Below are 24,285 nucleotides of genomic sequence, written 5' to 3'. Positions count from 1 at the left end.
GCCTCATCATGGGGTAAGGCGCAGCGGAACTGCCGCTGCGCTGATTCAATTCAAAAAAAGCTCGATTCATGGCTGGGCACTCCAGCCGCCATCCGGAGCGGCAAAACGATAGACCATCGGACGTTTTTCACCATCGGCACGCGGGCCGAAATTGTTGTCGATCCCGACCCAGGCACCGTCGGCATCCACCAACAGGGCTTCAGCCAGGCCATACGACTGTGGGTAACGTCGCTGCGGCGTCAGGGTTTCATCGGCAAACGACCAGCACAGCTCAACCTTGGCCGTGAGCGGGTCGCGCCGGCAGATCTGGAACGCATTGCGCTCCAGGGTAAAGAGCTTGCCGTTGAACAGCGACAAGTCAGCAAAGTCCTTGGACACGGCCTTGGCGTTGGGGAACTGCGCCGGCTGCACTTCCTGGCCGGCCTCGCTCAACAATACACAACGACCATCACAATCCCACACGCTCTGCCCACGCTTGATCGAGACCAGGCCACGGCGTTCGCGCTCGGCAGCCAGCCAGATCTGATTGCCTTCAGGGTTTACCGCCAGGCCCTCGAACAAGGCATTAAAGTGCAGCAACATGCCACTGGCCCTGGCTTCACGCACCATGCCCGGCGCGATTTTCAACCACTCGGGCGCGCCCGTCGCGGGCACCTGCAACACCGCGGCATGGGCTTCGCTGACAATGTAGCGGTTGCCTGCGGCATCACAGCTGATGCCTTCAAAGTCCAAATCACCGCCGCGTATGAACGAAGCGGCCTTGGTGCGCGAACGCAAGCCCCAAGGCAGGCCGGACTCGGGCACGGGCGGCACATCGATCTTCAGCGCTTGCGTGCTCCAGGTCGGCGCACGGGTATCCAGGCGGTAGATTTGGTCATCATCGCGGTCCGAAACTGTCCATAGCTCGTTGCCACACAACGCCAGGCCCGACAGGTTCCCACCGCGCATGCCGTCAACCGGGTGTTCCGAGACCAGCTTGAGTTCTGCCATGGGCGCAGCAGCCACCTGGGTGACCGCCAGCCCGCTCAATATCAGGATCGCCAGGGCGAAACCTGTGCGCATCAGCCCAGAACCTCGGCCAGGTTGCCTTTGGACTCCAGCCAGGTCTTGCGGTCGCCAGCGCGCTTCTTCGCCAGCAGCATGTCCATCATTTCCGAGGTGGCGGCGAAGTCTTCCAGGGTCAACTGCACCAGGCGCCGGGTGTTCGGGTCCATGGTAGTTTCGCGCAGTTGCGGCGGGTTCATTTCACCCAGACCCTTGAATCGCGTGACCTGTGGCTTGCCGCGTTTCTTCTCGGCCACCAGGCGGTCGAGGATGCCATCGCGCTCGGCTTCGTCCAGGGCGTAGAAAATTTCCTTGCCCAGGTCGATGCGGTACAGCGGCGGCATCGCGACGTAGACGTGACCGGCATCCACTAACGGGCGGAAATGCTGGACGAACAATGCGCACAGCAAGGTAGCAATGTGCAGGCCATCGGAGTCGGCGTCGGCGAGGATGCAGATCTTGCCGTAGCGCAACTGGCTCATGTCCGCCGCGCCCGGGTCAACGCCAATAGCCACGGCGATGTTGTGCACTTCCTGGCTGGCCAGCACTTCGCTGCCATCGACTTCCCAAGTGTTGAGGATCTTGCCGCGCAACGGCAGAATCGCCTGGAACTCCTTGTCCCGCGCCTGTTTGGCGGAACCGCCGGCGGAGTCACCCTCCACCAGGAACAGCTCGGAACGCATCGGGTCTTGCCCGGCGCAATCGGCCAGTTTGCCCGGCAGTGCCGGGCCCTGGGTGATGCGCTTGCGCTCGACCTTCTTGCTGGCCTTCAAGCGCCGGCCGGCGTTGTTGATCGCCAGCTCCGCCAGGGCCAGGCCCAGCTCGGGGTGCTCGTTGAGCCACAGGCTGAAGGCGTCCTTGACCACGCCAGAGACAAACGCCGCCGCCTCGCGGGACGACAGGCGCTCCTTGGTCTGGCCGGAGAACTGCGGCTCCTGCATCTTCATCGACAGCACGAACGCGATGCGCTCCCACACGTCTTCCGGCGCCAGTTTGACGCCGCGCGGCAACAGGCTGCGGTATTCGCAGAATTCACGCATGGCATCCAGCAAGCCTTGGCGCAAACCGTTGACGTGGGTGCCGCCCTGGGCCGTGGGGATCAGGTTGACGTAGCTTTCCTGCACGCTGTCGCCACCTTCGGGCAACCACAGCAGCGCCCAGTCCACAGCTTCTTTATTACCCGACAGGCTGCCGCAGAACGGCTCGTGGGGCAGGCGTTCGAAGTCGCTGACCGAGTCTTCCAGGTAAGAGCGCAGGCCGTCTTCGTAGTGCCACTCGACCTTCTCGCCGGTGCCTTTGTCTTCAAAGCTGACCAGCAGCCCCGGGCACAACACAGCCTTGGCCTTGAGCACGTGCTTGAGGCGGCTGATGGAGAATTTGGGCGAATCGAAATACTTGGGGTCCGGCGCAAAGTACACGCTGGTGCCGGTGTTGCGCTTGCCAACGGTGCCGATCACTTCCAGGTCGGTGGCTTTGTAGCCATCGGCGAAAGTCATCTGGTACTCGTTGCCATCGCGCTTGACCTTGACCCGCACCAGGGTCGACAGCGCGTTGACCACGGAAATGCCCACGCCGTGCAAACCGCCGGAAAACTGGTAGTTCTTGTTGGAGAACTTGCCGCCGGCGTGCAGCTTGGTAAGGATCAGCTCGACGCCCGGCACACCCTCTTCGGGGTGAATATCCACCGGCATGCCACGACCATCGTCGGACACTTCCAGGGAATGGTCGGCGTGAAGGATGACCTGCACCGACTTGGCGTGCCCGGCCAAGGCTTCGTCGACGCTGTTGTCGATGACTTCCTGGGCAAGGTGGTTCGGCCGACTGGTGTCGGTATACATGCCGGGGCGTTTGCGCACCGGGTCGAGGCCCGAGAGGACTTCGATGGCGTCGGCGTTATAAGAGCTAGCGCTGGGAGTGGCCATGGGGTCTCGTCGTGAGTCGTTCGATTAAAAAGTGACCTGCGATTTTCTACAGTGACGAAAAATCGAAGGATTGAAACTGATCTGCGCCAATACCGGCAAAGCACAACAGGGCCGGCAATTGCTGGGCGAACCCCTGGTAACCATGGTCGCCACCGGCCTGGATGCGCAAGGCGCAGGCCCGGTAGTACTGTTGGGCCAGGCGATAATCCAGGGTTTCGTCCCCGGTCTGCAACCACACCTGATAACGCGCGGCATCCTGGGGCGCCGGTACTTCCAGCTCGGCCAGGGCCGTGACGTGGTCCTGTGTCAATTCCCAGGTCTCATCGGTGTAGAGGTTCTTCTGGGTGCCCAGATAACCGTCGAACATCCGATGGGGGCTGACCGCCGGGTTGACCAGCAGCGCCTTGAGGCCATGGCGTTCGGCAAGATGGGTTGCATAGTAGCCGCCGAGTGAGCTGCCGACCAGCAGTGGCCGGCCCAGTTGCGCAATCGCTTGCTCTAATTGAGGAATTGCCTGACGAGGGTGGTGATGCAGCGCCGGTACGCGTAACTGGTCGGACAGGCCAAGGGTGCCCATCACGGTGGTCAACTGGCTGGCCTTGTTGGAAGCCGGCGCACTGTTGAAGCCGTGGATATACAGGATCGAAGCGGACATGCCGGGCTCTCCGTGCAGGGGCCAAAGAGGCGCAGTTTACAGGGAATGCAGGCAGAAGCGGACCCAATGTGGGAGCTGGCTTGCCTGCGATGGCGGCGATTCAGTCAACGAGTCAGCGCCAGGTACACCGTCATCGCAGGCAAGCCAGCTCCCACCTTTTGATCAGTGTTTGCAGGCCTTAATAGCCGTTGCTGCCGTAATCAACCGTAAAAGCGAAGCCTTTGACCCGCTCTACCCCCGTCTCCAACCGTCCGTCGCCATGCAAGCGCAACCAGCGATACCCCGGCGCCTGCTCGCTGACCTGGAAATCCTCACTTCCCGGCGCGAACTGGATACAGGTGGACGGCGAAGCCAGCAGTCGCACACCGTTGCGCTCGCCGTCGATCTGCTGATGCACATGCCCCCAGAGCAATGCCTTGGTCTGCGGGAAGCGCTCAAGCACGGCAAACAGCGCCTCGGGGTTGCGCAGGCCGATCGGCTCCATCCACGCACAGCCGATGGGCACCGGATGATGGTGGAAACACACCAGGTGATGGCGGTCCGGCGCTTCGCTCAAGGCCCGCGCCAGCCGTTGCAGTTGCTCGTCTTGCAAGTACCCCGGCACCGACCCGGGTACCGCCGAATCCAGCAGGGTGATACGCCAGTTGCCGATATCCACCACCGGTTCGAGCAAATCACTGTGCATGGCAGCCTGGGCCATGACCTGCGGTTCGTCGTGGTTGCCGGGAATCCAGCGCGCCGGGGCGCCAAGGGGAGCGGTCAAATCGCGAAACTGCTGATAGGACGCCAGCGTGCCGTCCTGAGACAAGTCGCCGGTCGCCAGTATCAGGTCGATGGCCGGCTGTTGCGCGCGCACCAGCTCGACCACCCGCTGCAGGCTTTCACGGGTGTTCATGCCCAGCAGCGTGGCGTCAGCGTCGGCAAACAGATGGCTGTCGGACAACTGCACCAGCAACACGGCATCAGGATTCACGGCGGATACGCTCGGCAAGGCGCTCTCCCTGGCAACTACAGGCATGGACATTTTGCGCGATTATGCTGGGGCAGGACACAAAGAGGAAACCTAAGGAAGCAGGCACAGTTCACCTCTACCGCACCACTTCAAATTCATGGCCCAAGGCGAGGCAGTGGCTGAGCCATTCACCGAGGAACACATTGAGCTGTGCTTTCTCATCGGGCTGGTGCATGAACACATTCGGGTAAGGATAGATGCTGCGAAAGCGTCGCGCATGCTCGGCGCTGATCACTTCGGCCATACGGGCGTCGTGGTACACCTGTACTTCCAGTTGCGGCACCGGCAACCACGGCAGGCTGTGTTCCTGGCGTACCCGCAGTGTGGTGGTGTATGGGCAGGTGAGAATGACTTCCAGGGTCAGCACGCCAAGCATCTGGTCGCCATGGGTCACGGCGATTCGCCGCGCCTGGGGGGTGTGACGCATGTCCGGGAGCAGGCGCATCAGCCGCGCATAATTGGCCTCGCAGGCCGCTTGCAGCCCGATCAGGTCAACTCGATAACGTTCCCGTGCCTTTACTGCCATAACCCCCTCACTTCCGCGCGATTAAGCGCAAGCCATTGCAGGGCGATAATGCTGGCTGCGTTGGAAATTTTGCCGTCGCGCACCGCCTGCAATGCATCTTCGAATGCCCAGGCGGTGACGCGGATATCTTCTGCCTCTTCTTCCAATCCATGGACGCCACCCGCGCCCGAGCTGTCGCAACGGCCCAGGTACAGGTGGACAAATTCGGTACTGCCGCCCGGCGACGGGAAATACTTGGTGATCGGCCACAACGCGGAGAACGTCAGCCCAGCTTCCTCCTCGGCCTCGCGGTGTGCAACCTCCTCGGGTTGCTCATCCTTGTCAATCAGGCCGGCGACCATCTCCACCAGCCAGGGGTTATCGGCGCGGCCCATGGCGCCGACGCGGAACTGTTCGATCAGCACCACCTCATCGCGCAGCGGGTCGTAGGGCAGCACGCACACGGCGTCGTGACGCACGAACACTTCGCGGTTGATCACCCGGCTCATGCCACCGTCGAATTTCTCGTGGCGCAGTTGCACGCGATCGAGCTTGTAGAAGCCTTTATAGGCATTGTCACGCTGAACAATCTCGATTTTGTTCGGCGTCGACTTCGCGATGTCCGTCATGGTGTCCCTCGTTAAGCTCGTGCAATGGGCGCCATCCTAACGCGCCGACGCCCGTTGATGCAGCCCCTTTGCGGTTGCCGAGAGAGGCGGCGAGCGTCAAACTCACTGCAATCAGTTTAGTGGCGAACTGGCGGCCACGTTGGCAGTCCAAGCGCTACTCTTTTCGCTTTCCATCGATTTACGAAGGACACACATGTCGCTTTTAAAAATCGCCTCCGTGGCCTGTATTGCCTTGACCCTGGGTGCTTGCCAGAGCCTGTTCCAACCCGCCTATCTCAAACCGCTGGACGTTACCACCGACAAGTCGGAGCAGATCAAGCCCGGCTGTGACAGTCCGGCCTGCCCGCTGGTGAACATCGACACCGTGCATTTCCCCGCCGAGCCACAACTCGACAGCCTGGTGGAACAGCGCTTGCTGCAAATGACCCGCACCACGCCTGGCGCCAGCGTACCGGCGAGCCTGAACGCCTACCGGAACACCTTCCTGCGTGAGTCGCCTGACCGCCACGGCATGTACTTGCAAGCCAAGGTACGTGACCAGCATGACGGACTGGTGATCGTTGAAGTGTCCAGCTACCTGGACACCGGCGTCGCACACGGCGAGCCAGGCCGCGGGTTTATCAACTATTCACGGATTCTGCATAAGGAACTGACCCTGGCCGACATGCTGCTGCCCGGCCAGGAGCAGGCCTTCTGGAATACCGCGAAAGTTGCCCACAACAGCTGGTTGATCAGCACCAAGATGGATCGCGATCCGGAGTTCGTGAAGAGCTGGCCGTTCCAGAAAACCCCGAACGTGGCCTTGACCAGCGGCGGTGTGGTGCTCAAGTACAACGTCAGCACCATCGCCCCTTACGCACAGGGGCTGATCGAAATCACCCTCCCCTATACGCGCCTCACCGGCGTGATCAAGCCTGAACTGGTGCCGGCACGCCGTTGATCGGTTGACGGTTCAAGGGTGTTATTGCAGAGGGAGATTGGGTGTTTGTCGGATCGTTATCGCGGGCAAGCCCGACTCCCACAGGGGACCGTTTGTGAACACAAAATCTGTGTACCACTCGGCCAACTGTGGGAGCCGGGCTTGCCCGCGATGACGGCGGTGCAGACACCGCCGCCTAAGGATCAGACCTTCTTGTAGAGCTGGCTGCCCTCCTGCTTGAACCGCTCAGCCTGCTCGGCCAAGCCCTTGGCCACGTCCACATCCACCGCATCGATACGCTGGTTGGCCGCGTACTCACGCACTTCCTGGGTGATTTTCATCGAGCAGAACTTAGGCCCGCACATCGAGCAGAAATGCGCGACCTTGGCCGAATCCTTCGGCAAGGTTTCATCGTGGTACGAACGTGCGGTATCCGGGTCCAGGCCGAGGTTGAACTGGTCTTCCCAGCGGAATTCGAAGCGCGCCTTGCTCAGGGCGTTATCGCGAATCTGCGCGCCGGGGTGGCCTTTGGCGAGGTCGGCAGCGTGGGCTGCGATCTTGTAGGTAATGATCCCGGTCTTCACGTCGTCCTTGTTCGGCAAGCCCAGGTGCTCCTTGGGTGTGACGTAGCAGAGCATGGCACAACCGAACCAGCCGATCATTGCCGCGCCGATACCCGAAGTGATGTGATCATAGCCGGGCGCAATGTCGGTGGTCAGCGGGCCTAGGGTGTAGAACGGCGCCTCGTCGCAGCATTCCAGTTGCTTATCCATGTTTTCCTTGATCAGCTGCATCGGCACATGGCCGGGGCCTTCGATCATGGTTTGCACGTCGTGCTTCCAGGCGGTTTTGGTCAGTTCGCCCAGGGTTTCCAGTTCGCCGAACTGCGCGGCGTCGTTGGCATCGGCAATCGAACCCGGGCGCAAGCCATCGCCAAGGGAGAAGCTGACGTCATAGGCCTTCATGATTTCGCAGATTTCGTCGAAATGCGTGTAGGTGAAGTTCTCTTTGTGGTGGGCCAGGCACCACTTGGCCATGATCGAACCGCCACGGGAGACGATGCCAGTCACGCGCTTGGCAGTCAGCGGCACATAACGCAGCAATACCCCAGCGTGAATGGTGAAGTAGTCGACGCCCTGCTCGGCCTGTTCGATCAAGGTGTCGCGGAACAGCTCCCAGGTCAGGTCTTCGGCTGCGCCACCGACTTTTTCCAGGGCCTGGTAGATCGGCACAGTACCGATTGGCACTGGCGAGTTGCGGATGATCCACTCGCGGGTTTCGTGGATGTGCTTGCCGGTGGACAGGTCCATCACGGTGTCCGAGCCCCAGCGGATACCCCAGGTGAGTTTCGCCACTTCCTCTTCGATGGATGAACCCAGGGCGCTGTTGCCAATGTTGCCGTTGATCTTCACCAGGAAGTTACGGCCGATGATCATCGGTTCCAGCTCGGTGTGGTTGATGTTGGCCGGGATGATCGCGCGGCCCCGGGCGATTTCTTCGCGTACGAATTCAGGCGTGATGATTTTCGGCACGCTGGCGCCGAAGCTGTGGCCGGCGTGCTGCTGATCCAGCAAGCCACTGGCACGGGCTTCTTCAAGCTTCATGTTTTCGCGGATGGCGACATATTCCATCTCGGCCGTGATGATGCCTTTGCGCGCGTAATGCATCTGCGTGACGTTGGCACCGGCCTTGGCGCGGCGCGGGTTCTTTACATGGGCAAAACGCAGGGCGGTCAGCTCGGCATCGCTCAAGCGCTGCTGGCCGAAGTTCGAGGTGAGACCGGGCAGGCGCTCGGTGTCGTCGCGTACTTCGATCCACGGCGAGCGCACGTCGGCCAGGCCTTTGCGCACGTCGATAATCACATTCGGGTCGGTGTAGGGGCCGGAGGTATCGTAGACGGTAACCGGCGCGTTGATTTCACCGCCGAAATCGGTGGGCGTGACGTCCAGGCTGATCTCGCGCATCGGCACGCGAATATCCGGGCGGGAGCCCTGCACGTAGATTTTTTGCGAGCGGGTAAACGGCTGCACGGAGCCGGAGTCGACCTTGGCCGATTCACTCAGGTGCACGGTATTTTTTAGTTTTGTACTCATCACAGGCTCTCCAACTTATCCAGGCGGTGGATTTTTGTCGGAGCGAACCTGTGACGGACGGACGCACTGGAGCAGTGCTGTGCTTGGCGCACGAGGGCTGTTCGATTGTCGAACAACATCCCGGACGAAGCACAAGAGGACTCGCCGGGTGACGAGAAATCTTGTTCCCTACGCAGGCGCTAACCTGATCAGGTTCAACGGGATCCGGTATTTACCGATCTCAGCCTTCCAACAAGGCACCCCGACAAGAACGCGGCCAGTCTAGACCATGGCGTGGGCAAATTGCCAATAGCGGTGCATTCAGCGTGATGAATGGCGTGATCGTGGGATTGTTGTGTGAAGGTACGGCCACTACACTCGGGCACGGCCTCAAGGCTTGACGCCAGGCATGGCCAGCCTTAGCCTTGGGCGCTGAATTATCACCGTAATATTCATACTAGGGATCGCCTCATGCTGCGCAAACTCTCACTGGCTGTTGCCGTGTCTTGTGCGACCAACGGACTGGTCTGGGCAGCTGAAGCGCCCTTGTCCGCCAATACCGACCTGGTCAGCGTCTATCAGGAAGCGGCGAACAACAACGCCGACCTGGCCGCTGCCCGTGCCCAATACGGCGCGCAAAAAGAAGTGGTGCCCCAGGCTCGCGCAGGCTTGCTGCCGAATCTGTCGGCCGGGGCCGACAGCAACAACGTGCGCACCCAGATCGACCAACCGGCCGCCACGGCCAACCGTGACGCCCACTCCTGGCGCGCCACCCTGAGCCAGCCGCTGTTTCGCGCCGACCGCTGGTTCCAGCTGCAAGCCGCCCAAGCGGTCAACGAGCAAGCCTCACTGCAACTGTCGGCCTCCGAGCAGAACCTGATTTTGCAAAGTGCCGAAAGCTACTTCGCCGTGCTGCGCGCCCAGGACAACCTGGCGTCGACCAAAGCCGAAGAAAATGCCTTCAAGCGCCAGCTCGACCAGTCCAACGAACGCTTCGATGTGGGCCTGTCGGACAAGACCGATGTGCTGCAATCCCAGGCCAGCTACGACACTGCCCGGGCCAACCGCATCCTGGCCCAGCGTCAGGTGGACGACGCTTTCGAAGCGCTGATCACCCTGACCAACCGCCAATACAATTCGATCCAGGGCATCGTCCACACGCTGCCGGTGCTGCCGCCGGCGCCGAACGACGCCAAGGCCTGGGTCGAAACTGCCGGGCGCCAGAACCTCAACCTGCTCGCCAGCAATTACGCGGTAACCGCCGCCGAAGAAACCCTCAGGCAGCGCAAGGCCGGCCACTTGCCGACGCTCGATGCGGTTGCGCAATACGAAAAAGGCGACAACGACGCCCTGGGCTTCAGCAACCCGAATCAGTTGCCCATCCCGTACGGCGGCGATGTGTCGCAACGCACCGTCGGCCTGCGGTTGAACATCCCGATCTACAGCGGCGGCCTTACCAGCTCGCAAGTGCGCGAATCCTATTCGCGCCTCGACCAGACCGAGCAACAGCGCGAAGGCCTGCGCCGCCAGGTGGTGGAAAACACCCGCAATCTGCACCGCGCAGTCAACACCGATGTGGAGCAGGTGCAAGCGCGTCGCCAGTCGATCATCTCCAACCAGAGCGCGGTGGAAGCCACGGAAATCGGCTATCAGGTGGGCACGCGCAACATCGTCGACGTACTGGATTCACAGCGCCAGCTGTACGCGTCGGTGCGCAACTACAACAACAGCCGCTACGATTACATCCTCGACAACCTGCGCTTGAAGCAGGCGGCGGGCACGCTCAACCCCGGGGATCTGCAAGACCTGGCGCGCTATCTCAAGGCCGACTACAACCCGGACAAAGACTTCCTGCCGCCGGACCTGGCCAAAGCCGCTGCCGAACAGCTCAAGGCCCGCCCCGGCTATTAAAATGTCAGTCTGTTAAGGCTTTTTTGTAGGAGCGAGCTTGCTCGCGAAAAACTTACAGGCGCCGCGTTCATTCAGCAAACACGCGTTATCGTTGACGTTTTTCGCGAGCAAGCTCGCTCCTACATTGGGTGGGTGTTGTCAGTGTTTGATCAGTTTGTCCAAACCGTCCAGTAAACGCTTGAGCGCGCCCTGATTGGCCTGCATCACCTTGAGCCCCGCCTGCGCCATCTTGCGTGCGTCCTGGGGCAATTCGAACAACTGTCGCACCGCCTCGGCCAGCCCATCGGCATCGTCCACCTCTCGCAACGCCCCGGCGTCGCGCATCATCGCGGTGATGTCGAGGAAGTTGAAGACATGCGGGCCCATGATCACCGGTTTGCCCAACGCCGCAGGTTCCAGCGGGTTGTGCCCTCCGGTCGGCACCAGGCTGCCGCCGACGAACGCACTGTCGGCCAGGGCGTAAAGAAACAGCAATTCGCCCATGGTGTCGCCAAGCAGCACCGAGGTTTGCTCGGTGACCGGCTCACCACTGGAGCGACGCACGGTGGCAAACCCTTGCTGCACACAGCGCTCAAACGTCGGGCCAAAGCGCTCCTGATGACGGGGCACCAGAATCAGCAGTGCATTGGGATAGTTCGCCAGCAACTGGCGATGAGCTGCCAGCACCACGTCGTCTTCACCTTCGTGGGTACTGGCGGCGATCCAGACAGGACGCTCGCTGGCGCCCCATTGCTCACGCAGGGCAGCGGCGCGGGCCGTCAACTGGGGGTCGATGCTCAGGTCGAACTTGATCGAGCCGGTCACTTCCACGGTTTCAGGACGTGCACCCAGGCTGCGCAAGCGTTCGGCCTCGGTCTCGGTCTGTACGGCGAACAAGCTCATTTCTGCCAGCATCGGCGCCGTCAGCTTGGCAAATCGCGCGTACCCCTTGGCCGAACGCGCCGACAACCGTGCATTGGCCAGCGCCACCGGGATACCGCGCTGGGCGCAGGCATGGATATGGTTGGGCCACAGCTCGGTTTCCATGATCACGGCCAGCGTGGGCTGCACGCGGTTCAAAAAACGCTTGGCGGCGCACGGCAAGTCGTACGGCAAGTAGCAGTGCTGGATGCGCGGTTCGTTGGCGAACAACGCCTGGATCCGCTCGGAACCGGTGGGCGTCATGCAGGTGACGGTAATCGGCAGCTGTGGATAACGCTCCAACAAGCCGCGAACCATCGGGGCGGCGGCAATGCTTTCGCCGACCGACACCGCGTGCACCCAGATTCCGCCGGGCCGCATCACCGGCAAGCCATAGGAAAACCGCTCGCCCACCCGCTTGGCATAGGCCGGCGCTTTGCGCGCACGCAACCACAAGCGTAAAGCCACCAACGGCAGCGCCAGGTAAAACAGACAGCTGTAGAGAGTTCTATTCATGGCGGCGGAGTTTATCGGCTTTTTCAGTCGATCGCCTGCAAGCACTCGGCAAAACGTTTGGCCAAGAAGCGCGCGGCGGGCCCAAGGTGCTCGTCGCGGCGCCACACCAGTTCCACCACCAGGGCGGGCGGGGTCCATTCGCTGGTCAATTCGACCATCTGTTGCTGATAGGTCGGGTATTGCACGATATGCCGCGGCAGCCAGGCCCAGCCCAGGCCACTCATCAGCCATTCGGCCAATACGTAGAAGCTGTCGGCGCGCCACACCAGGGGGCTGGCCGCCTCGCTGCCGGGGTAGACGCTGGTCTGGGTCGACATCAGCAACTGCCGAAACTGGGCCAGGTGTTGGCACGTCACGTACTGCTCCTTGGCCAACGGGTGATTGACTCCGCACACCGTGACCATTTCCACACTGCCCACCACCCGTCGCTCCAGGGCTTCGGGAATCTGGTCGTGATAGAACAACAGCCCCAGGTCCGCCTTGCGCTCCACCAGCTTGCGCGCCACATCGCCCTGGGCCGCGCTGGACAACTGCACCTCCAGCAGCGGGTAGTGCACGGCCAGCGCCTCCAGGCTGTCGAGCACAGGCTGGAACAACATCGCCTCATCCTGGGCCAGTCGCAGGCAGGCTTCCTCGCCGCGGGTTAACGATAAGGCCCGGCCCGTGAGACGCTCACACTGGCGCAGCACCTCACGCGCTTCCTCCAGCAACACACTGCCGGCCTCAGTCAGGCGCGGTTGCCGGCCGCTGCTACGTTCGAACAGCACAACGCCCAAGTCCGCCTCCAGCAGGGCAATGCCATTGCTGACCGCCGATTGCGCCTTGCGCTGCCCGCGCGCCACAGCGGAAAACGAGCGCTGCTCGGCGACGCTGACAAACAGGCGCATCTGCTCCAGATCCCATTGCACGCTCATGGCTCAACCCATCTCAATTCCAGATAGGTAATGACTTTACCCCATCTGGCAGACGACTAGAATGCCGACCACTGTAGGAGCGAGCTTGCTCGCGAAAAACTCACAGGCGCCGCGTTTATTCAGAAAGCGCGGGTTATCGTTGACGATTTTCGCGAGCAAGCTCGCTCCTACAGTTCTTGAAACCACACCGAGGACTTGCCCATGAATGCCGCCTACTACTACTTGGCCATCGCCATCTGCTCGGAAGTGATCGCCACCGTTTCCATGAAAGCCATCAAAGGCTGGAGCACCCCTATTCCGTTGTTGCTGGTGATCGTCGGTTACGGCGTGGCGTTCTGGATGCTGACTCTGGTGGTGCGCACCGTGCCGGTCGGCGTGGCGTACGCGGTATGGGCAGGGATGGGCATCGTCATGGTCAGCATCGCGGCGCTGTTCATCTACGGGCAGAAGCTGGATGTGCCGGCGATGCTGGGGATGGGCCTGATTGTGCTGGGCGTGGTGGTGATTCAGCTGTTCTCGAAAACCGCCGGGCACTGACCGCCACTCAACAGCCTGTATACTGCGCCTCTTGTCTTGAACACTGAGGTCGCCGATGCCATCCGTTATTTCCACCGACGTTCTGATTGTCGGCGCCGGGGTTGCCGGCCTCTGGCTCAATGCGCGCCTGCGCGGCCAGGGGTTTTCCACGGTACTGGTGGAAAGCGCCACCCTGGGCGGCGGGCAAAGCCTGAAGTCCCAGGGGATCATTCACGGCGGTGCGAAATACGCCCTGCATGGCGCCCTCACCGGCGCCTCCGAAGCCATTGCCGATATGCCGCGCCGCTGGCGTGAAGCCCTGGCCGGCAACGGCGAGCTGGACCTGTCCGGTGTGCGCGTGCTGTCCCAGGCGCATTACTTGTGGTCGCCCGGCACGATTGCCGGCAACCTCACCAGCTTTTTCGCCAGCAAGGCCGTGCGTGGCCGCGTCGATCAGGTCAAGGGCGACGAACTGCCCCTGGCGCTGCAGGACCGTCGCTTCAAAGGCAAGGTCTACCGCCTGGCCGAGCTGGTGGTGGACGTGCCCAGCCTGATCAATCGCCTGGCGCAACTGGCCGGTGACAGTCTGCTCGCAGGTGTGCACATCGAACCGTTGCTAGAGGGTGACACCCTGGTGGGCTTGAAGGTCGATGGCCGTGAGATCCGCGCCCAGCGCATAGTCCTGAGCGCTGGTGGCGGCACGGCAGACTTGCTCGCCGCCCTGGGCCATAGCCAGCCGGCCATGCAAAAACGCCCGCTGCACATGATCATCGCCAAAGGCCCCGGCCTCAAGCCGCTGTACGCCCACTGCCTGGGCGGCGGCACCAAGCCGCGCCTCACCGTGACCACCCACCCGGCCGCGGATGGCAACTGGGTGTGGTACATGGGCGGCGATATCGCCGAGGCTGACGGCGTGGCACGTACGCCGCAAGAACAGATCGCCACCGCACAGAAAGAGCTGGCGCAACTGCTGCCCTGGATCGACATGAGCCAGACCCAGTGGGCCACCCTGCGGGTGGATCGCGCCGAGCCGCTGCAATCGGGGCTGAGCCGTCCCGATAACGCGTTCCTTGCCGAAGACGGCCGCCTGCTGGTCGGCTGGCCCACCAAACTGGCCCTGGCGCCGGACTTCGCCGACCGCGTACTCCACGCTCTGGAGCGCGACGGCATCCGCCCAGGCGCCAATACCCCGCTGCCCGAGCTGCCAGCACCGGCAATCGGCCAACCCGTCTGGGAGCAACTGTTGCCATGAGCCTGCCAACCCTGCACGACCTGCATCGCCCCCTGGGCAGCACCGGCCTGCTGGTGTCGCCCCTGGGCCTGGGCACCGTCAAGTTGGGCCGCGACCAAGGGGTGAAATACCCCAACGGCTTTCAGATCCCTGGCGACGACGAGGCCCGCATGCTGTTGCGCCAGGCCCGCGAGCTGGGCATCAACCTGATCGACACCGCGCCGGCCTATGGCATGAGCGAAGAGCGCCTGGGGCCGCTGCTGCGTGACCAGCGCAAGGACTGGGTCATCGTCAGCAAGGTTGGCGAAGAGTTTGCCAATGGCGTGTCCCATCACGATTTCAGCGCGGCCCATACGCGAATGTCGATCGAACGCAGCCTGAAACGACTTGAAACTGATTTTATCGACCTGGTGCTGGTGCACTCGGACGGCAACGACTTGCATATCCTCAACGATTGCGAGGTTTACCAGACCCTGGAGCAGTTGAAGAAAGACGGCAAGATTCGCGGTTTCGGCTTCTCCGGCAAAACCGTCGAGGGCGGCGTGAAAGCGCTGGAACAGGGCGACTGCGCGATGGTCACCTACAACCTCAACGAACAGGCTGAGAAGGCCGTGATCGACTATGCGGCCGCCCACGGCAAGGGCATCCTGGTGAAAAAGGCCCTGGCCAGCGGCCATGTATGCCTGGAACCGGGAATGGATCCAATTCAGGCCAGTTTCACCTTGTTGTTCGCGCAAACGGGCGTCGCCAGTGCTATTGTCGGGACCATTAATCCGCTGCACCTGGCCCATAACGTAGCAACTGCTGCCCGGGTCATTCGTCAACTCTGATGCCGCCCACGCGGCCGACCCCCGTCGCAAGAAGGAGCCGACATGCCGCGTACGCTCATAAGAAAGAACCCCAGCAACTTCAAGACACTGCCGCTGCACGTCGAAGCCACCCCCGAAGGCCTGAGCTACCAGAGCGTCGGCATGCCGCTCAACTTCGCCCAGACCCTGCAACGGCGCAAGCCGGTCGAGGTGCCAGATGCCGAACGCTTCGCCCTGGAACTGGCGAACCTCGGCGTCTCGGTGCGCCTGACCCTGCATTGGCAAAACAAGGACTACTGGGTGTTGGTACGCCAACGCCGCCAGGACCGTGGCGACGTGGTGCTCAAGCTGATCTCCGGCTACGTCCCGGCCCATGAACTGAACCTGCCGCTGCACACCGCCATCCAGGAAATTGCCGAAGAGTGCCTGCTTGAAACCCCCGAAGGCTGGCTCGGCGGGCGCTTCAACGACACCTGGCTGCCGGCACCCTACTCCGCCGCTTTGCATTACCGCGAGGCCCTGCCGTTTCGCCTGAGCCCTTTGTCTGGGGCCGCACGCCCGGTGCGCTGCGCCACCATGCAACTGATCGAGCGCCCACGGGCCTACGTGCACCTGCCGACCGCCTCCCTGCAATTGATTTATGACCTGCGCCTGGAAGTGCCGAAGGAGGCCAAGTCCCTCAGTTTGTTTCATGTGGATGAGCGATTGGAGGGCGACCAACTGGTGGCACGCCTGGATCGTCAGCGTCCGGACCTGTACTTGATGCCGCTCAAAGACGGAGAGCCGCTTGCAGAGCTGTACACGGTCAAGAAAGACCAGCTGTACCCGGCCAGCACGCGCGGCCTGTATCTGGCGGAAAGCTTTGCCCAGCAAGAGGGCTGGCTGGTGCGCGATGAGCGGATTCGCTGGAAGGATTGGCTCAGGCAGCAGGGCCTGGCAGAACCGGAAAAAGACTCCAAGCTCAAGCGCTTGACCGGCAAGGCGCGGCAGATGCTGCGCAAGATGGTGCCGAAGAAAAGCTAGGGGCGAGCAGGCTCGCCCCACGGGGTATCACTCGTTGTTGCGGATCTTCTCGACAATCGCGGTGGTGGAGCTGTTTTCAACCAACCCCAGCACTTTGACCGTGCCGCCGTAGGCGCTGACGATGTCCGCACCGACCACCTGGTCGACGGTGTAGTCACCGCCCTTGACCAGCACGTCGGGCTTGACCTGGGCCAGCAGGTTTTCCGGGGTGCCTTCAGAGAAGCTGATCACCCAGTCCACCGCGCCCAGACCCGCGAGGACCGCCATGCGCCGGTCAACACTGTTGATCGGGCGGCCCGGGCCTTTCAAGCGGCTGACCGAAGCGTCGTCGTTGACCGCAACGATCAGGCGGTCACCTTGAGCGCTTGCCTGTTCCAGGTACGTCACATGCCCGGCGTGCAGGATGTCAAAACAGCCGTTGGTGAACACAATGCTTTCGTTGTGGGCGCGGGCATCGTCAATCGCCAGCAGCAATTGCTCCAGGCCCAGCACACCGCGCTCCGAGCCTTCGGAGCGCTGGATGGCGCGGCGCAACTCCGGTGCGCTGATGGCGGCAGTACCCAGCTTGCCCACCACAATACCCGCCGCCAGGTTGGCCAGGGCCACGGCGTGGGGCAATTCTTCACCGGCAGCAATGGAGGCTGCCAGGGTAGAAATCACGGTATCACCGGCGCCGGTGACGTCAAACACTTCACGGGCACGCGCCGGCAGGTGCATGGCCGGATGGCCCGGACGCAGCAGGGTCATGCCGTGCTCGCCACGGGTCACCAGCAAGGCGCCCAGGTCGAGATCCGCCATTAGCGCCGCGCCCTTGCTCACCAACTCGTGCTCATCGGCACAGCCGCCGACGATGGTCTCGAACTCGCTGAGGTTTGGCGTCAGCAGGCTGGCGCCTCGGTAAACCGAGAAGTCCTTGCCCTTGGGATCGGCGAGTACCGGAATGTTGCGAGCCTTGGCGGCCTGGATCAACACCTGGTGATTCTGCAGGGCGCCTTTGCCGTAGTCGGACAACACCAGCACCTTGATACCGTCGAGCAGTGCCTCGACCTGGTCGCCGAGGGCCAGGGCGTCGGTGGCGAAGGGTTCTTCGAAATCGATACGCAGCAACTGCTGGTGACGGCTCATGACCCGCAGCTTGACGATGGTCGGCTGATGGGCGATGCGCTGGAACAGCGCACGCACGCCGGCGCCCTGCAGGCTGTTGGCCAGACTTTCGGCCGCTTCGTCGTCGCCGGTCACCCCCACCAGGGAGGCCGGGGCGCCGAGGGCGGCAATATTGAGCGCGACGTTGGCAGCGCCACCTGGGCGGTCTTCGATTTGCTCGACCTTGACGACCGGTACCGGAGCCTCAGGGGAAATCCGTGAGGTACCACCATGCCAGTAACGGTCGAGCATGACATCGCCGACCACCAAGACAGCGGCTTGATTGAATCGCGGCATGGACAACTTCATGGAGCAACCCACATACAAAATGAACAGGGGCGCGATATTAGCACAGGGTTTGCGATGGCTTGCGACCACCGCAGGGCAAATGTGGGAGGGGATTTGCTCTCTGTAGGAGCGAGCTTGCTCGCGAAAAACTCACAGGCGCCGCATTTATTCAGGAAGTGCGGGTCATCGTTGAAGTTTTTCGCGAGCGAGCTCGCTCCTACATTTCATTTGCCCCGTGATGCCGGTTGGATCAGGTGATATCAGCCTGCACCGGTGCATCCAGGCCCATGGCATGCAGGCGGGCGTAGTAACCGTTCTGCGCCAACAACTCGCCATGGGTACCACGCTCGACAATCCGCCCGTCGTCCATCACCAGGATCAGGTCAGCCTTCTCGATGGTGGACAAGCGGTGTGCGATCACCAGAGTCGTGCGGCCTTGCATGACCTTATCGAGTGCCGCCTGAATATGCCGCTCGGACTCGGTGTCGAGAGCGGAGGTGGCCTCGTCGAGGATCAGCAACGGAGCGTTCTTGAGCAACGCACGGGCAATCGCCAGGCGCTGACGCTGGCCGCCGGACAACAGCACGCCGTTCTCGCCGACCTGGGTATCGAAGCCTTTGGGCAACTGGTCGATGAAGTCCTTGGCATTGGCATCCGCCGCCGCCGCTTCAACGTCGGCACGAGGCGCACCGGCCAGGTCGCCGTAGGCGATGTTGTTGGTCACGGTATCGCTGAATAGCGTCACATGCTGGGTAACCTGGGCAATGTGCTTGCGCAGGTTGAGCAGCTTGTAGTCTTCGATCTCTACACCATCGAGTAGGATCTCACCGCTTTCATGGTGGTAGAAACGCGGGATCAAGCTGGCCAGGGTCGACTTGCCACTGCCTGAACGGCCCACCAGCGCGATCATTTGCCCAGGCTCGGCGGTGAAGCTGATGTCCTTGAGCACGTGGCGTTCGGTGCCTGGGTAGGTGAAGTTCAGATTGCGCACTTCCAGGCGGCCATTGACCTTGTCGCGCTCGATGGTGCCGTGGTCGACCTCAACGTCTTCGTCCAGCTGTTCAAAGATGCTTTCCGCGCCTGCCACACCCTTCTGGATGGTCGAACTGACCTCCGAGAGTTGACGGATCGGCTTTGGCAACAAGCCAGCCAGGGTGATGTAGGCAACCATGTCACCCGCCGAGGCATCGCCACGCAGATACAGGACCAGGAACATCAGCACGGCCATGGCGGAGTAGATCACCAATTGCAGCGCCGGGGTGTAGATCGCCCCGGTGCGGGTCATGCGCAGTTGCTTGTTGGTGTTGCTCTGGCTGGCCTTGAAGAAGCGCTTCTGTTCGTAGACTTCGCCGCCGAAACTGCGCACCACGCGGTAGCCCTGGATGGTCTCCGAGGCCACATGGGTCACGTCGCCCATGGCCACCTGGATCTTCTTGCTCTGCTTGCGAAATTTCTTGCTGGCGGTACTGACCATCACGGCAATCAACGGCAGGATCGCGATCATCACCAACGTGAGGCGCCAGTTCATGTACAGCAAAGAGGCGAACAGGAAGATCACCGTCATGCCTTCGCGAATCACCACCTTGATGGCATCGGTCGCGGCACCCGTGACCATGGTCACGTTGAAGGTGATGCGGGAAATCAGATGCCCGGAGTTGTGGTTATCGAAGTAGCGGTTGGGCAGCGTCAGCAGGTTGTTGAACAGCTGCACCCGCAAGTCGTGGACCAGACCCAGGGAAACCTTGGCCAACAGGTAGTTGCCCAGGAACGAACCCAGGCCCTGCCAGGCCGCGATCAGGATGATCAGCAGCGGCACCGCCTGCAGCAATTGCAGGTCGCGCAAAAAGGGCACGGTCGGGAACAGCACAGCTTCCGGATTGGAGAGACCGTCGACAAAGTACTTGAGGATGTAACCCAGCATCGGTTGGGTCGACGCGAAAATCAGAAATCCAAGGATACTCAACGCAAACAAGCCCATATAGGGCTTAACGTAACTGAGCAGGCGGAAGTATATTTTCAAGCTCGAAGGGCTTGCGCTCGGACTGGAGTCGGTCATATCACGCGGCGTTTTGAAAAAGGAGGCTGACTTTAGCACAGCTTCTCTGTTGTACTTGCACCCGGCGTAAGCCGCGGCCCGGTTGGATCCTACCGGCGACATTACATAGCCACTAGCTTAAGATGGTCGGCTTTCTCTTTCTGGAATGGCTTTACTGTATGCACTCCAAGCGCCTTACCTATGGCTCAAATCGCGTTTTCGACTTCCTGGTCCTATGGATTTTGCCTGTTGGCTTGTTGCTGCTCCTGAGTGCACTGTTCTTTGTCGGCAATCGCAATGTACTGCACCGAATTGTCTACATCCTGTTCAGCGTACCGACCTTGTTTCTGTTGTGCATGCGCCCTCGGGAGTTCAAGGACCTGCTGCGCGAGCCCCTGGCGATCGCGTTCCTGGCGTTCTCCGCCTGGGCGTTGACCAGTCTGCTCTGGAGCCCCGCGCCCAGTTCTGATACCGACCTGTTCAAACGGCCATTGAATACCTTCATGCTGTTTGGCGGCTGCGGGCTGCTGCTGCATTACCGCAACGAATTGTTCAAACCGATCTTCTTCAGCGCGGCGGTGATTGCGCTGGTGGTGAGCCTGGGTAACCTGGTGGCGTTCGCCAAGGGCTATCAACCTGGCATGCGCATGATTGGTGGTCTGGGCGCCCTCGACAACCCGCTGCTCAGCTCGCACCTGTTTGGCTTTTTCACGGTGTACTGGCTGTACGTCTGCATGACCACTCAGCGCCTCAACGTACTGTGGTTCAGCGTCCCGGCACTGGCAATCATGACCGCTGCGGTGCTGGCGACCGGCTCACGCACGCCGCTGGTGGCGCTGACGCTGGCCATACTTTGGATGAGCTTTGTCAGCCGCAATCGACGCTCAATGCTACTGCTCACCGGCACCGCCTTGGGCATCGTCGGGCTGATGCTGTTCTATCCTGAATCAATCATTATGCGTGGCAGCTCGTTCCGCTTGGAACTGTGGAGCATGTCTTTGCAACTTATCGCCGAGCACCCGTGGATCGGCCATAGTTACGACTCCGAGTTGTTCCTGACCTTGGCGGATGGTTATCAACTGCGCGAGCCCCACAGCTTCGCCCTCGGCGTGCTCTATTACGTCGGCATCATTGGTTTTATCCCCTGGGCCTTTATGCTCGGCTGGGGCCTGTATAAAGGCCTGCAGCAACGCGCCCAGCCGCTGTTCATCCTGGCATCGTCCCTGCTGGCCTATGGCATCGGAGCAGGCCTGACCGAAGGCGGCGGCATATTGTCGCGCCCCAAGGAACACTGGTTCCTGCTGTGGATTCCGTTGGCAATTATCACCGGCCTGAGCCTCGCCCAGCGCCACCGCAGCCTGTTGCGCATGAAGGTGCAGAACCTCAAGCCTGCCGCGTTTGAACAGCTGTGCAGTAACGCCCACGTGATTGAAGCCGATGGCCTGGGGCCCAAAGTCCTGCGCCTGGAGGACGGCAGTTTCCTCAAACTGTTCCGCCCACGCCGCTGGTACACCTCCGGCAGCTTCAACCCGTACTCCGAGCGATTTGCCAGCAACAGCGAGCAACTGCGCACCTTGGGCATTCCTACGCCGCACATCCTCGGGCTCTACCGCCTGGGCGACGCCAGCAGCGCAGTGCGCTACACGCCGTTGCCCGGCCTGACGTTGCGCCAAGCGTTGCAAAGCCTGGACAGCAGCCTGCGTGAGTCACTGGTGGAGCGCTTTGGCCGGTTCATGGCGCAACTGCACGAGCGCGGCGTGTACTTCCGCTCGCTGCATCTGGGTAACGTGTTGTTGATGGACGACGGTGAGTTCGCCCTGATCGACGTGGCCGACCTGCGCGTCTACCCGTCTTCACTGCGTCACGCCCTGCGCCAACGTAACCTGCGCCACATGCAGCGTTATCCCCAGGACCGCAACTGGCTGTTCGAAACGCACTTCGAACAACTGGTCAAAGGTTACGCCTCGGTGGCAAGCCCAGCCGCCACCGCGAAAATCCGCGAGCAGGTCCAAAGCCTGTAAACACCTGTAGGAGCGAGCTTGCTCGCGAGAAACTCACCGGCACCGCGTTTATTCAGGAAGCACGCGTTATCGTTGACGTTTTTCGCGAGCAAGCTCGCTCCTACAGGGTGCGGTGGCGGTTCAGTTTTTGAGTGGTGCCAGATACAACCGCACCAGCCCCCGCAAGGTCTTGCGCCCCCAGAACTTCAAAGGGATCTGCTTGAGAATCTCCCGCGCCAACGGGCGGTCGCGGTCGGCGGTCTTGAGGAACATCGAGTTCAGGAAGTTGTAGCGAACCGTGTCATAGGCCGGGTGTTCGCTGAACTTGGCGTAGGTCTTGAGGATGTTCTGGATCATGTAGCGGTGGTTCTTGTACGTGTTGTTAGCGTGCTGGCGATACTTGGCCATCACCACGTCAAGGGCATCGATGGTGTAGCCCGCCGCCGTGATCTTCAGTTGGATCAGCAAGTCTTCCAGGGGAATCTGCGGGTCAAAACCACCGACCTCCTCCAGCACTTCGCGACGAATCAGCATGGTCGGCGCCGGTGGAAACGGCTTGCGGTCCAGGAATAAGTCGTCGAAATCCAGACGGCGAAATGGCACGTCGCGACGCTGTTTCTTCTCCGGGTGCAGGTTGCCGTCGCCGTCGATCAGTTCGATATTGCCGGCACACATGCCCACCTTCGGCTTGCCGTCCATATACGCCACCTGGGTGGCAATACGGTCCGGCAACATGATGTCATCCGAGCCGAACGGTGCGATCAGGCTGCCCTTGGCGCGAGCAATCGCCCCGTTCAAGGTAGCGCTGAGCCCTTGGTTCTGCTGCACCTGGAAATCAAAGCCGTGCTCGGCCTGCAAGCGCTGGATGCGTTCGACGCTGTCATCCTTGGAGCCGTCGTCGACCACCAACAGCTCGATATTGGGGTAGGTCTGCCCCAGCACGCTAAGAATGCTTTGCTCGATGTACTGGCCATGGTTGTAGGAAGCGATGATCACCGAGACCAGGGGTTGTTGCTGATTCATGCTCTACCTACTTCACGCAAACCGGTTTCAATCAGGGTCAGGTACTTGTGCTTGAACTCGTCGAGGGTGTGGTTGGCCTCCAGATAGCGGAACACCTCCTCGCCCTTGGCACGCAATTGTTCATCGCTCAAGGCCAGGTAAGTATCCAGGGCTGCAGCCAGTTGTTCGACATTGCCCGGGTCGTGGGACAAGCCGCCCGCGCCCTGCACCAGCGGCAGCATCGCCGGGCCGTTGGAGGCAATCACCGGCAGGTGGCCGCTCATGCCTTCCAGCAAGGCCAGGCCCAGGCCTTCGAACAGCGACGGCATGGTCCAGATATCGAAGCCGCGCACGTACTTCATGCCGTCCTCGCGAAAGCCCAGCAAGTGCGCACGGCCGGTCAGGCCCAGGCGCTCGATGTCGGCACGCAGGTCGGCTTCGGCACGGCCGGAACCAATAATCCCCACCTGCGCTTCAGGGTATTTGTCCTTGAGTGTGGCAAAGGCTTGCAGCAGATGGGTATGACCCTTGATCGGGACGAGGCGGCCCAGCGCGCCGATCATCCGTGCATCCATGGGCAGGCCCAGGGCCTTGCGCGCGTCCTCACGAGACAGCTGCAAAGCCTCTGCCTGGGGAATGTCGATAGCGTTGGTGACGTAGGTGGTGTTCTCACGGGTGAACCCGCAGTTGAGGTCTACCAGGTAGTCCTTGACCGCTTCGGACACACCGACAAAGCGCCACGCCGGGCTGACCCAGCGCTGGGTCTGACGCCGACGGTAACCACGGGCGTACTCGCCAAAGCCGTGGGAGATGCCGATGCACAGCGGGATCTTCAACCAGCGGTTGAGCGACAGCATCATGTTCACCGACTTGAAGCGGTTACAGATGACCACGTCGAACTTCTGCTCGCGGCAGTACTTGTAGATCTGCCACATGGCGCCAAAGCGAATGCCCTTGAGGGACTTCTCCGGCAGCTCGAAATAATGGGAGTGCTCGGCCACGCTCAGGGGCTGGCCGGGCAGCGGGCGCCCACTGAGAAATCCGGAGGTCACCTCGAAGCGCTCAGCCGGCAGGGATTTGACGATTTGCTCACCCAAGTCCGCAAAGTCATGGGTCTTGACGTTGTAGTCCGGCTGTAACTGCAAAACCTTGAAACGAGGCTTCATAACTCTCCATGCAGCAATCTGGCTACGGGCACGCAGCCCGGTAAAAAGGGCGACAGGCGCATAACAGCCTGCC

At 61.5% G+C, this 24,285-nt stretch carries 20 protein-coding genes and 1 riboswitch; of the genes, 7 read left to right on the top strand and 13 right to left on the bottom strand.

From position 1 onward, the window contains the following. Positions 1-66: 66 nt before the first annotated feature. The 6 genes from ODQ19_RS08895 to ODQ19_RS08870 form a co-directional block, all read right to left on the bottom strand. On the bottom strand, positions 67-1,062 hold the full coding sequence (locus ODQ19_RS08895; protein WP_330209829.1) for an esterase-like activity of phytase family protein: 996 nt from the start codon (positions 1,060-1,062) through the stop codon (positions 67-69). Further along, positions 1,062-2,966 (bottom strand): DNA topoisomerase IV subunit B, encoded by a 1,905-nt coding sequence (gene parE, locus ODQ19_RS08890; RefSeq protein WP_330209828.1) that lies wholly within the window; start codon positions 2,964-2,966, stop codon positions 1,062-1,064. The genes ODQ19_RS08895 and parE overlap by 1 nt, the downstream gene beginning before the upstream one ends. 46 nt (positions 2,967-3,012) lie before the next feature. Further along, positions 3,013-3,621, bottom strand: a complete 609-nt coding sequence (locus tag ODQ19_RS08885) for a YqiA/YcfP family alpha/beta fold hydrolase (RefSeq protein WP_116666759.1) — start codon at positions 3,619-3,621, stop codon at positions 3,013-3,015. A 178-nt stretch (positions 3,622-3,799) separates the two neighbouring features. Beyond that, positions 3,800-4,612 (bottom strand): 3',5'-cyclic-AMP phosphodiesterase, encoded by an 813-nt coding sequence (gene cpdA, locus ODQ19_RS08880; RefSeq protein ID WP_330209827.1) that lies wholly within the window; start codon positions 4,610-4,612, stop codon positions 3,800-3,802. Positions 4,613-4,709: 97 nt separating this feature from the next. Beyond that, positions 4,710-5,159, bottom strand: coding sequence for a DUF1249 domain-containing protein (locus ODQ19_RS08875; RefSeq protein ID WP_073524857.1), 450 nt, complete (start codon positions 5,157-5,159; stop codon positions 4,710-4,712). Beyond that, complete coding sequence (locus tag ODQ19_RS08870; protein WP_032893869.1) at positions 5,150-5,767, bottom strand: NUDIX domain-containing protein; 618 nt, start codon at positions 5,765-5,767, stop codon at positions 5,150-5,152. The genes ODQ19_RS08875 and ODQ19_RS08870 overlap by 10 nt, the downstream gene beginning before the upstream one ends. A gap of 193 nt (positions 5,768-5,960) precedes the next feature. Here ODQ19_RS08870 and ODQ19_RS08865 point away from each other — a divergent pair, with 193 nt between their 5' ends. Further along, on the top strand, positions 5,961-6,707 hold the full coding sequence (locus tag ODQ19_RS08865; protein ID WP_032893871.1) for an RsiV family protein: 747 nt from the start codon (positions 5,961-5,963) through the stop codon (positions 6,705-6,707). A 182-nt stretch (positions 6,708-6,889) separates the two neighbouring features. Here the strand turns inward: ODQ19_RS08865 and thiC are convergent, their stop codons facing one another. Then, complete coding sequence (gene thiC / locus ODQ19_RS08860) at positions 6,890-8,779, bottom strand: phosphomethylpyrimidine synthase ThiC (RefSeq protein ID WP_330209826.1); 1,890 nt, start codon at positions 8,777-8,779, stop codon at positions 6,890-6,892. A gap of 148 nt (positions 8,780-8,927) precedes the next feature. Further along, a riboswitch (TPP riboswitch) is annotated at positions 8,928-9,033 on the bottom strand. A 196-nt stretch (positions 9,034-9,229) separates the two neighbouring features. Between thiC and ODQ19_RS08855 the strand changes: the two genes are divergently transcribed. Beyond that, positions 9,230-10,669, top strand: coding sequence for a TolC family outer membrane protein (locus ODQ19_RS08855; protein ID WP_032893875.1), 1,440 nt, complete (start codon positions 9,230-9,232; stop codon positions 10,667-10,669). Positions 10,670-10,807: 138 nt separating this feature from the next. Here ODQ19_RS08855 and waaA read toward each other — a convergent pair whose 3' ends face one another. Together waaA and ODQ19_RS08845 are read right to left on the bottom strand one after the other, a co-directional pair. Continuing rightward, positions 10,808-12,085, bottom strand: coding sequence for a lipid IV(A) 3-deoxy-D-manno-octulosonic acid transferase (gene waaA, locus ODQ19_RS08850; RefSeq protein WP_330209825.1), 1,278 nt, complete (start codon positions 12,083-12,085; stop codon positions 10,808-10,810). A 23-nt stretch (positions 12,086-12,108) separates the two neighbouring features. Further along, on the bottom strand, positions 12,109-12,999 hold the full coding sequence (locus ODQ19_RS08845; protein WP_161906486.1) for a LysR family transcriptional regulator: 891 nt from the start codon (positions 12,997-12,999) through the stop codon (positions 12,109-12,111). Positions 13,000-13,200: 201 nt separating this feature from the next. Here ODQ19_RS08845 and ODQ19_RS08840 point away from each other — a divergent pair, with 201 nt between their 5' ends. The 4 genes from ODQ19_RS08840 to ODQ19_RS08825 are packed head-to-tail and all read left to right on the top strand — an operon-like array spanning position 13,201 to position 16,578. After that, positions 13,201-13,536, top strand: a complete 336-nt coding sequence (locus ODQ19_RS08840) for a DMT family transporter (protein ID WP_003188013.1) — start codon at positions 13,201-13,203, stop codon at positions 13,534-13,536. Between the two features lie 55 nt (positions 13,537-13,591). Next, positions 13,592-14,767, top strand: a complete 1,176-nt coding sequence (locus tag ODQ19_RS08835; RefSeq protein WP_200599117.1) for an NAD(P)/FAD-dependent oxidoreductase — start codon at positions 13,592-13,594, stop codon at positions 14,765-14,767. Beyond that, positions 14,764-15,576 carry an aldo/keto reductase gene (locus ODQ19_RS08830; protein ID WP_060767941.1) on the top strand — a complete coding sequence of 271 codons (813 nt, stop codon included), beginning with the start codon at positions 14,764-14,766 and terminating at the stop codon, positions 15,574-15,576. Before ODQ19_RS08835 ends, ODQ19_RS08830 begins: the two co-directional genes overlap by 4 nt. 42 nt (positions 15,577-15,618) lie before the next feature. Further along, complete coding sequence (locus ODQ19_RS08825; protein ID WP_330209824.1) at positions 15,619-16,578, top strand: metal ABC transporter ATPase; 960 nt, start codon at positions 15,619-15,621, stop codon at positions 16,576-16,578. Positions 16,579-16,605: 27 nt separating this feature from the next. On the opposite strand, the gene hldE is transcribed toward ODQ19_RS08825, so the two are convergent. Both hldE and msbA read right to left on the bottom strand, forming a co-directional pair. Then, complete coding sequence (gene hldE, locus ODQ19_RS08820; protein ID WP_161906483.1) at positions 16,606-18,030, bottom strand: bifunctional D-glycero-beta-D-manno-heptose-7-phosphate kinase/D-glycero-beta-D-manno-heptose 1-phosphate adenylyltransferase HldE; 1,425 nt, start codon at positions 18,028-18,030, stop codon at positions 16,606-16,608. A 229-nt stretch (positions 18,031-18,259) separates the two neighbouring features. Further along, positions 18,260-20,065, bottom strand: a complete 1,806-nt coding sequence (gene msbA, locus ODQ19_RS08815; protein WP_330209823.1) for a lipid A export permease/ATP-binding protein MsbA — start codon at positions 20,063-20,065, stop codon at positions 18,260-18,262. Positions 20,066-20,223: 158 nt separating this feature from the next. On the opposite strand from msbA, the gene ODQ19_RS08810 reads away from it, so the two are divergent. After that, entirely contained in the window at positions 20,224-22,065 is a 1,842-nt protein-coding gene (locus tag ODQ19_RS08810) for a bifunctional O-antigen ligase/aminoglycoside phosphotransferase family protein (RefSeq protein ID WP_116666245.1), read from the top strand. 120 nt (positions 22,066-22,185) lie between these two features. Here the strand turns inward: ODQ19_RS08810 and ODQ19_RS08805 are convergent, their stop codons facing one another. Next, positions 22,186-23,067 carry a glycosyltransferase gene (locus tag ODQ19_RS08805; RefSeq protein ID WP_330209822.1) on the bottom strand — a complete coding sequence of 294 codons (882 nt, stop codon included), beginning with the start codon at positions 23,065-23,067 and terminating at the stop codon, positions 22,186-22,188. Beyond that, positions 23,064-24,212, bottom strand: a complete 1,149-nt coding sequence (locus ODQ19_RS08800) for a glycosyltransferase family 4 protein (protein WP_014716637.1) — start codon at positions 24,210-24,212, stop codon at positions 23,064-23,066. Before ODQ19_RS08800 ends, ODQ19_RS08805 begins: the two co-directional genes overlap by 4 nt. Positions 24,213-24,285 lie beyond the last annotated feature (73 nt).

The organism is Pseudomonas sp. AM4(2022), from assembly GCF_036346515.1.
GTDB lineage: Bacteria > Pseudomonadota > Gammaproteobacteria > Pseudomonadales > Pseudomonadaceae > Aquipseudomonas > Aquipseudomonas paracarnis.
The sequence above is the reverse complement of the archived record's forward strand: the minus strand, read 5'-3'. Positions and strand labels throughout refer to the sequence as shown.